6 protein-coding genes are annotated in these 7,038 nt (G+C 62.6%); 2 read left to right on the top strand and 4 right to left on the bottom strand.

Annotation, left to right across the window (positions count from 1 at the left end):
- Nucleotides 1–219 precede the first annotated feature (219 nt).
- The 4 genes from creD to rloA2 all read right to left on the bottom strand — a co-directional run bounded on the left by creD (nucleotide 220) and on the right by rloA2 (nucleotide 4,366).
- Nucleotides 220–1,548, bottom strand: coding sequence for a cell envelope integrity protein CreD (gene creD, locus IRZ77_RS21960; protein ID WP_085600032.1), 1,329 nt, complete (start codon nucleotides 1,546–1,548; stop codon nucleotides 220–222).
- Between the two features lie 107 nt (nucleotides 1,549–1,655).
- The gene (creC, locus tag IRZ77_RS21955) at nucleotides 1,656–3,092 is read right to left on the bottom strand and encodes a two-component system sensor histidine kinase CreC (RefSeq protein WP_013970529.1); all 1,437 of its coding nucleotides are present in this window, start codon (nucleotides 3,090–3,092) and stop codon (nucleotides 1,656–1,658) included.
- A complete protein-coding gene (creB, locus tag IRZ77_RS21950) occupies nucleotides 3,092–3,772 on the bottom strand; it encodes a two-component system response regulator CreB (protein ID WP_108481140.1) in 681 nt (226 codons plus the stop codon). Before creB ends, creC begins: the two co-directional genes overlap by 1 nt.
- A 93-nt stretch (nucleotides 3,773–3,865) precedes the next feature.
- Entirely contained in the window at nucleotides 3,866–4,366 is a 501-nt protein-coding gene (gene rloA2, locus IRZ77_RS21945) for a retropepsin-like aspartic peptidase RloA2 (RefSeq protein ID WP_108481141.1), read from the bottom strand.
- A gap of 182 nt (nucleotides 4,367–4,548) precedes the next feature.
- On the opposite strand from rloA2, the gene IRZ77_RS21940 reads away from it, so the two are divergent.
- Nucleotides 4,549–5,436: an acyltransferase gene (locus tag IRZ77_RS21940; RefSeq protein ID WP_046614473.1), complete on the top strand. Its 888-nt coding sequence runs from the start codon at nucleotides 4,549–4,551 to the stop codon at nucleotides 5,434–5,436.
- A 240-nt stretch (nucleotides 5,437–5,676) separates the two neighbouring features.
- Nucleotides 5,677–7,026, top strand: a complete 1,350-nt coding sequence (locus tag IRZ77_RS21935; RefSeq protein WP_108481142.1) for an APC family permease — start codon at nucleotides 5,677–5,679, stop codon at nucleotides 7,024–7,026.
- The last annotated feature ends 12 nt before the right edge of the window (nucleotides 7,027–7,038 follow it).

The raw sequence follows: 7,038 nt of genomic DNA, 5'->3' as shown, positions 1-7,038 counted from the left end.
AGCGCGGGTTGTTCCTTGTTTGATGGCCGGGGAGGAGCCCGGGTTCGCGGGAGAACCCGCCCACACAGGTACTGCACAGGTTTCGAACGCTGTGCTGTACCTGTGGGAGCTGGCTTGCCGGCGATTGGGCTGCAAAGCAGCCCCCGCCTCACTTCGGTATCACAGGAAACAGCAACCCGATCCTCAAGGCCAGCCACCGCCCGATCTCTCTGTCCTCCCTCATGCCGCCCTCCCCACCCGAGCCCAGTCCAGCCGTCGGGTCAGCACCATGAACACCCCCAGCAGGCCAAAGCACAGCAACGAGCCCATCAACAGCGCATAGTCCTCGGCACTCAGCAGCCCGTAGAGCAGCGCATACAACGCCGCCAACCCCACCGCAAAGCCCACCCCACGCCCCAGGCTGCGCAACACATGGCTCAGGTAGAAGCCGATCAGCAGCACACACGCCGAAGCTGACAGCCCATACGCCAAACCAAAGCCGATGTGCTCGGACAACGACAGCAACAGCAGGTAGAAGAACGCCAGCGCCACCCCCACCAGGATGTACTGCACCGGGTGCACGCTGAGGTTCTTCAGTACTTCGAACAGGAAGAAGCCGGCGAAGGTCAGGGCGATGAACAGCAAGGCGTACTTGATCGCCCGCTCGCTCTTCAGGTATTGGTCCACCGGATCGACGAAGCTGACACCGAAGCTGCGCTCGCTGAAGTCCGCACACTGCCCGGCGGTGGCGCACTGGTGCAGGGCGTCTTCGAGGTTGGTGGCAAAGAACGAAGTCTGCCAGTGGGCAGTGAAGCCCTGGGCGTCGATGTTGCGGCGACTGGGCAGGTAGTTGCCGACGAAGCTCGGATGTGGCCAGTTGGCGCGCAGGTCCACGGCGCTGCTGCGGCCCACCGGCACTACGTGCAGCTGGCCGGTGCCTTGCAGTGCGAGATCGAAACCGTAGCTGAATTCACGCGCCTGCAGGCCGTCCAGCCCCGGCAGGCTGGCGTGCACGCCGCCGCGCATCCAGTCGAGCCGGGTACCGGCTTCGAACGGCACTTTCTGCTCGCCCATGCTCAGCTCCAGGCCGTTCTCGATGCCGCGGATATCGCTGATGCCCACCACCAGGAACGGCTTGTCGAAGCGGTAGTCGTCGAAATCCTTGTCGATGCCCCAGCGTTCCGGGAGTTTGAAGCGGCCACTGATACGGCCCTTGGCGTGGAACAGCCGGGCCTGGTAGATGCCACGAGCGCGCAGTTCGGTGTCCACGCCCAGGTCAGCGTCGAAGATTTCCGGCAGGAAGTACAGGTGCCCGGCAATGGTGCTGGTTTCCTGGGTGCGCTCGCCGTCCTTTTCGATCCAGCGGCGCTCGTACTTGCGGTAGGGCACCACCAGCAGCGGGCCGCTGAGTTGCTGGTCGAAGCTGGCGCTCTGGGCGATATCACGCAGCACACTGTCGCGCAGGGCCTGGCGTTCACCGATCAGGCCGCTGATCAGCAGTAGCGGGACGAGCAGTAGCAAGATCAATACAGCGATCATGCCGAGTTTGAAACCGAGGGTCTTGTTCATGGGGCCTCCTGTGGCAGTGGGCGCAGTGTCTGCGCCTTGCGTGGAGGCTTCGGGGAGATGGTGTGGAGATTGTGTGTTTTTGGGGCTGCTGCGCAGCCCCGGCAATGTCAGCTGATACGCCGCACCGGCAGCCACAACCTTACCCGCACCCCACCATCGACGTTATCCACAGCCAACGCCCCGCCATGCAGCTGCATCACCTCGGCCACAAAATTAAGCCCCAACCCGGTGCTCTTGCGCCCACTCCCCGGCCGCGGCAGCGAGTAGAACCGCTCGCTCACCCGCCCAATGGCATAGGCCGGTATCGCCTGCCCCTGGTTGAACACGCTCAGCGCCACCCGTTCGCCATCGCGTTCCAGGTCGAACAACAGCGCGCCTCCCTCCGGGGTGAAGTCCAACGCGTTGTCGAGCAGGTTGGCCAGCGCCTGGCGCATCAGAAATGGGTCACACAACAAGCGCAAACCAGCCGGCACCCGCTGGCGCACCTGCAAATCGGCACCTTCGATACGCGCCGCATGGGCCAACAGCAACTCGTCCACCAACGCCGCCAGCGCCACCTGCTGCTCATCCTCCAGCGCCTGCATCTGCTCGACCCGGGCCAGGTTGAGCAGGCGTTCGATCATCTGCTGCAAACGCTCGCTCTCGCGCTCGATGTTGCCGGCAAAGCGCGCCCGCTGGTCAGCCGGCATGTCATCGCCCTGCAACAGCTCGGAAGCGCCACGAATGGCCGCCAGCGGGCTTTTCAGCTCGTGTGTCAGGGTATGCACATACCGCTCGACATAGGCCTTGCCCTCAAGTTGCGTGCGCATGCGCTCGACCGCCTGGGCCAGGTGCGCCAGTTCGCCACCCTTGTAGTGCGGCAGGGCGGCGCGCTCGCCCTCGCTGACCGCCTGGGCGTAGCGGGCCAGCCGGCGCAGCGAGCGCGCCAGCCACCACGACAACGCGGCACCGATCAGCAGGCCCAGGCCGATCAGCCCCAGGCCCAGGGTAAGCAAGCGCCGTTCGGAGCGGTCGATGTACGGTTGCAGCGAGCTGTTGGGCTTGGCCACGGTGACCACGCCGATGATCTTGCCATCGTCGATGATCGGCGCGCCCACGTGCATCACCGAGGTGCTTTCATCGTCGGGGTCACTGCGGGTGGAGCGGGCGCCGTATTGTCCACGCAAGGTCAGGTACACGTCATTCCACTTCGAGTAGTCCTTGCCAAGGTCCTCGCCGCTGGAGTCCAGCAGCACGGTGCCCTTGGCATCGGTGACATAGATGCGGTGGCTGACCTGGTTCTTGGCCAGGCCCCAGATCTGCGCACCCGGGCTGCGCGAGCCATAGGCCTTGAGCACTTCGGGCAAGCGGCTCTGGTTCAGGGTGCCGGCCTTGACGTCATCGTGCAGGATCTCGGCCAGCAGGTTGGCGGTGTCTACCAGCGTTTCTTCCGAGGACTGGCGCACCACCGGACGGATCTGTTCGCGCACCGTGTTGAGCAGAAAATAGCCCGCCAGCCCGACGAACAGGAAGTACACCAGGAAGATCCGGATGCCCAGGCGCATCAGGCATGGTCCGGGCTGTAGCTGTAGCCGAGGCCACGGTGGGTCTGGATCGGTTCGGCATCACTGGCCACCTGGCGCAGCTTGGCGCGCAGGCACTTGATATGGCTGTCGATGGTGCGCTCGTAGCCCACGTCAGAGACCACGCCCACGGCGTCCAGCAGCTGTTCGCGGCTGAATACCCGGTGCGGTTGCTCGAGCAGGCATTGCAGCAGGCGGAATTCATGGCGGGTAAGGGGGAGTGGCTGGCCGCGGTAGGTAATCTGCATGCGCAAGGTGTCGAGCTGGAACAGCGTGGCCTCGACAGCGGGCTCGACCCTGGGGCCCATGCGCTTGAGGATCGCCCGTACCCGCGCCGCCACTTCACGCGGGCTGAAGGGTTTGACCACATAGTCGTCTGCACCGATTTCCAGGCCCACTACCCGGTCGATTTCGCCGTCGCGGGCGCTGAGGAACATTACCGGTACCTCGCTGAATCGGCGCAGCTGGCGGCAGGTTTCGAAGCCACTGATATCAGGCAGGCCGATATCGAGGATGACCAGGTCGGCCGGGCGCTGGCGCTGCTGGTCGAGGGCGGCGCTGCCCAGGGTTACCCATTCGGTGCTATGGCCGTCGGCCTGCAGGGCGTAGACCAGGGTGTCGGCGATGGCGGCTTCGTCTTCGACGATGAGGATGTGGGGCATGGCGTCCGGCCTAACTGGGGGCAGACTGGACTTTTAACTTACCGGCCTCTTAGCGGGCAAGCCCGCGAAGATGCCGGTACAGGTGGTTTGCGATCAGCAGCCTGGCTTGCCAGCGGTGAACTTCTTGGCCGGGTTGACCGCCGCCTTGAACTCGCGCAAAGCCTTGGAGCCCACCAGCAGCGGGTAGTTGAAGCTGCTGCGGTCCACCAGGTTGACCTCGACGGTGCGCTTCACGTCCCCCAGGCACAGCTCCAGGTCGACCACCGGGCGCTTGGAGATTTCCGGCGCATTGCCTTCCTCCTCTTCATCGGCACGGCCCTTGATCTTGCTGATGCGCGAGACCTTGTGCTCGTAAACCTTGCCGTCCGAGTCCTTGGTAGCCAGGCGGAAGCGTACCCACTCGTCGCCATCACGGGTGAACAGCTCGATATCCTTGGCCGACAGCGACGCGGTGAAGGCACCGGTATCCATCTTGGCTTTCAGGGTTTCGCCCAGTTCGGGCAGGGCTATGTTCTCGTAACGGCCATAGATTGTGGGCTCGGCGGCCATGACCGGCAGCGCCAACAACGACAACAGGGCAAGCAGAGGTTTCACAGGCAAGCTTCCTTGAAGAGGGTCAGTGCTTAGACTGCACTGGCAGGATAGGTTCGCTGTCACAAGCCTAACCAACATAATGTGAAACATTTGTCCTCGCCGCAGGGCACTGGAAATTTGGCGTAGGCCACTGCCCTGCTTATCATTGCCAACCGTTTATCTCCCACAACAAGAGTCTCTTTATGCGTCGCCTGCTGACCGGCATCCTCACTACCACCCTGCTGCTGCTCAACACCTTGGTGTTGATCTGCCCGCTGCTGGTCTTCGCCCTGCTCAAACTGGTGCTGCCGGGGCGTGGGCGTGACTATGCTTCATGGGCGGTGATGTGGGTGGCCGAGACTTGGTCGGAGATCGACAAAGCCATCTTTGCACTGTGCATTCCTACCCAGTGGGATATCCGCGGCGTCGAGAACCTGCGCAAGGACACTTCGTACCTGGCCGTCAGCAACCACCAGTCCTGGGTCGACATTCCGGCGCTGATCGAGAGCCTCAACCGCCGTACACCGTTTTTCAAGTTCTTCCTGAAGAAGGAACTGATCTGGGTACCACTGCTGGGCCTTGCCTGGTGGGGGCTGGATTACCCGTTCATGAAGCGCTACAGCAAGGCCTTCCTGGAGAAGCACCCCGAGCTGAAAGGCAAGGACCTGGAAATCACCAAGGCTGCTTGTGAACTGTTCAAGCGCCAGCCGGTGACCGTGGTGAACTACCTGGAAGGCACGCGCTTCACCGAAGCCAAGCGTCAGCAGCAGCAATCGCCGTATCGCTACCTGCTCAAGCCCAAGGCTGGTGGTGTGGCGTTCGTGTTGGCGGCATTGGGCGAGCAACTGGATGCCTTGCTGGATGTGACCATCGTCTATCCCGGCAACAAGGCGCCGGGTTTCTGGGATTTGCTCAATGGCAGCATCAGCCGGGTGATTATCGACATTCGCGTGCGTGAACTGGACCCGATGCTGTGGGCGGGGGATTACGAGAATGATCCTGGGTTCAGGCAGACCGTGCAGGCCTGGGTGAACCAGTTGTGGGTGGAGAAGGACTTGCGGATCGAGCAGCTGCGGGCCGAAATGGGCTGAGATATTTACTGCCTGTACCGGCCTCTTCGCGGGCTCGCCCGCTCCCACAGGATCTCCACAGTTTTCGAATTCTGTGCAGGTCCTGTGGTAGCGGGCGAGCCCGCGAAGAGGCCAGGCATTACAAGAATCCGATTAAAAACCTGGCTAATAATCAGCATTAGGATTACTTCTTTGTCACACCGCACCTAGGTGGATAAAAATCGGCCAAAGCACAACTACAAAAATGCTCTGGATCGAATGATGGCCAACTCACCCAGCTCCACCCCCGTCCAGCTCCGCCGTGTCCTCGGCCTGCCCGCCCTGGTGTTCTTCGGCCTGGTGTACATGGTCCCGCTGACCATCTTCACCACTTACGGCATCGTCACCGAACTTACTGGTGGCCGCACGGCTGGCGCCTACATGGTCACGCTGGTGGCCATGCTGTTCACCGCCACATCCTACAGTTTCATGGTCAAACGCTTCCCGGTCGCGGGCTCGGCGTACTCCTATACCAACATGGCCTTTGGGCCGAACGTTGGCTTCCTGGCTGGCTGGTCGCTGCTGCTCGACTACCTGTTCCTGCCGATGATCAACTACCTGCTGATCGGCCTGTTCCTCAACATAGCCTTCCCCGCCATACCCGCGTGGTCGATCGCACTGGCCTCCATTGCCCTGGTCACGGCGCTCAACGTGGTCGGCATTCACTCTGTGGCCAAGACCAGCAACCTGATCGTCGGCGCACAGATCGTCTTCATCGTGGTGTTCGTCGCCCTGTCCTGCCAGTCCCTGGCCGGCCAACCGCTCGACCTGCTTTCGCCACTGCTGGGCGACGGTTCGCAGCCGGGCTTCGGCGCGCTGATGGCTGGTGCGGCGGTGCTGTGCCTGTCGTTCCTCGGCTTTGACGCTGTCTCTACCTTGGCCGAAGAATGCCGCGATGCCCGCCGCGATGTGCCCCGGGCCATCATCCTCACCACCTTGTTCGCCGGTTTGCTGTTCACCGGGCTGGCCTACGTCAGCCAGTTGGTGCTGCCGGGCACCACCTTTGCCAATGCCGATGCGGCGGCCAACGAGGTGATGTTCAAGGCGGGCGGTCAGTTCCTGGCCAACTTCTTCACTGCGGCCTATGTGGCTGGCAGCCTGGGCTCGGCACTGGCCTCGCAGGCGGCGGTTTCGCGCATTCTGTTCACCATGGGCCGTGACAAGGTGCTGCCGCAGCGTACTTTCGGCTACCTGTCACCGCGCTTTGGCACGCCAGTGTTCGCAATTCTGCTGGTTTCGGCGTTCTCGTTGCTGGCGTTGGTAATAGACCTGGCGACCCTTGCCTCGCTGATCAGCTTTGGTGCACTGGTGGCGTTTTCGGCGGTGAACCTTGCGGTGGTAAAAACCCATCTGGTGGACGATGCCACGCAGCTCAGCCTCAAAGGGCTGCTGAGCTATGGCCTGGTTCCGCTGGTGGGGTTGGGGCTGACACTGTGGCTGTGGACCAGCCTGTCGGCGCTGACCTTGGTTATTGGCCTGTGCTGGTTTGCGGTGGGTCTTGCGTACCTCGCAGTACTGACCGCCGGCTTCCGCCGCCCGGTGCGGCTGGTGGACTTCTCAGAAGCTGCATGACCTGAAAATTGC

This window comes from Pseudomonas pudica (genome assembly GCF_015680405.1).
GTDB lineage: Bacteria > Pseudomonadota > Gammaproteobacteria > Pseudomonadales > Pseudomonadaceae > Aquipseudomonas > Aquipseudomonas pudica.
This window is presented reverse-complemented; position numbering and strand designations above follow the sequence as displayed.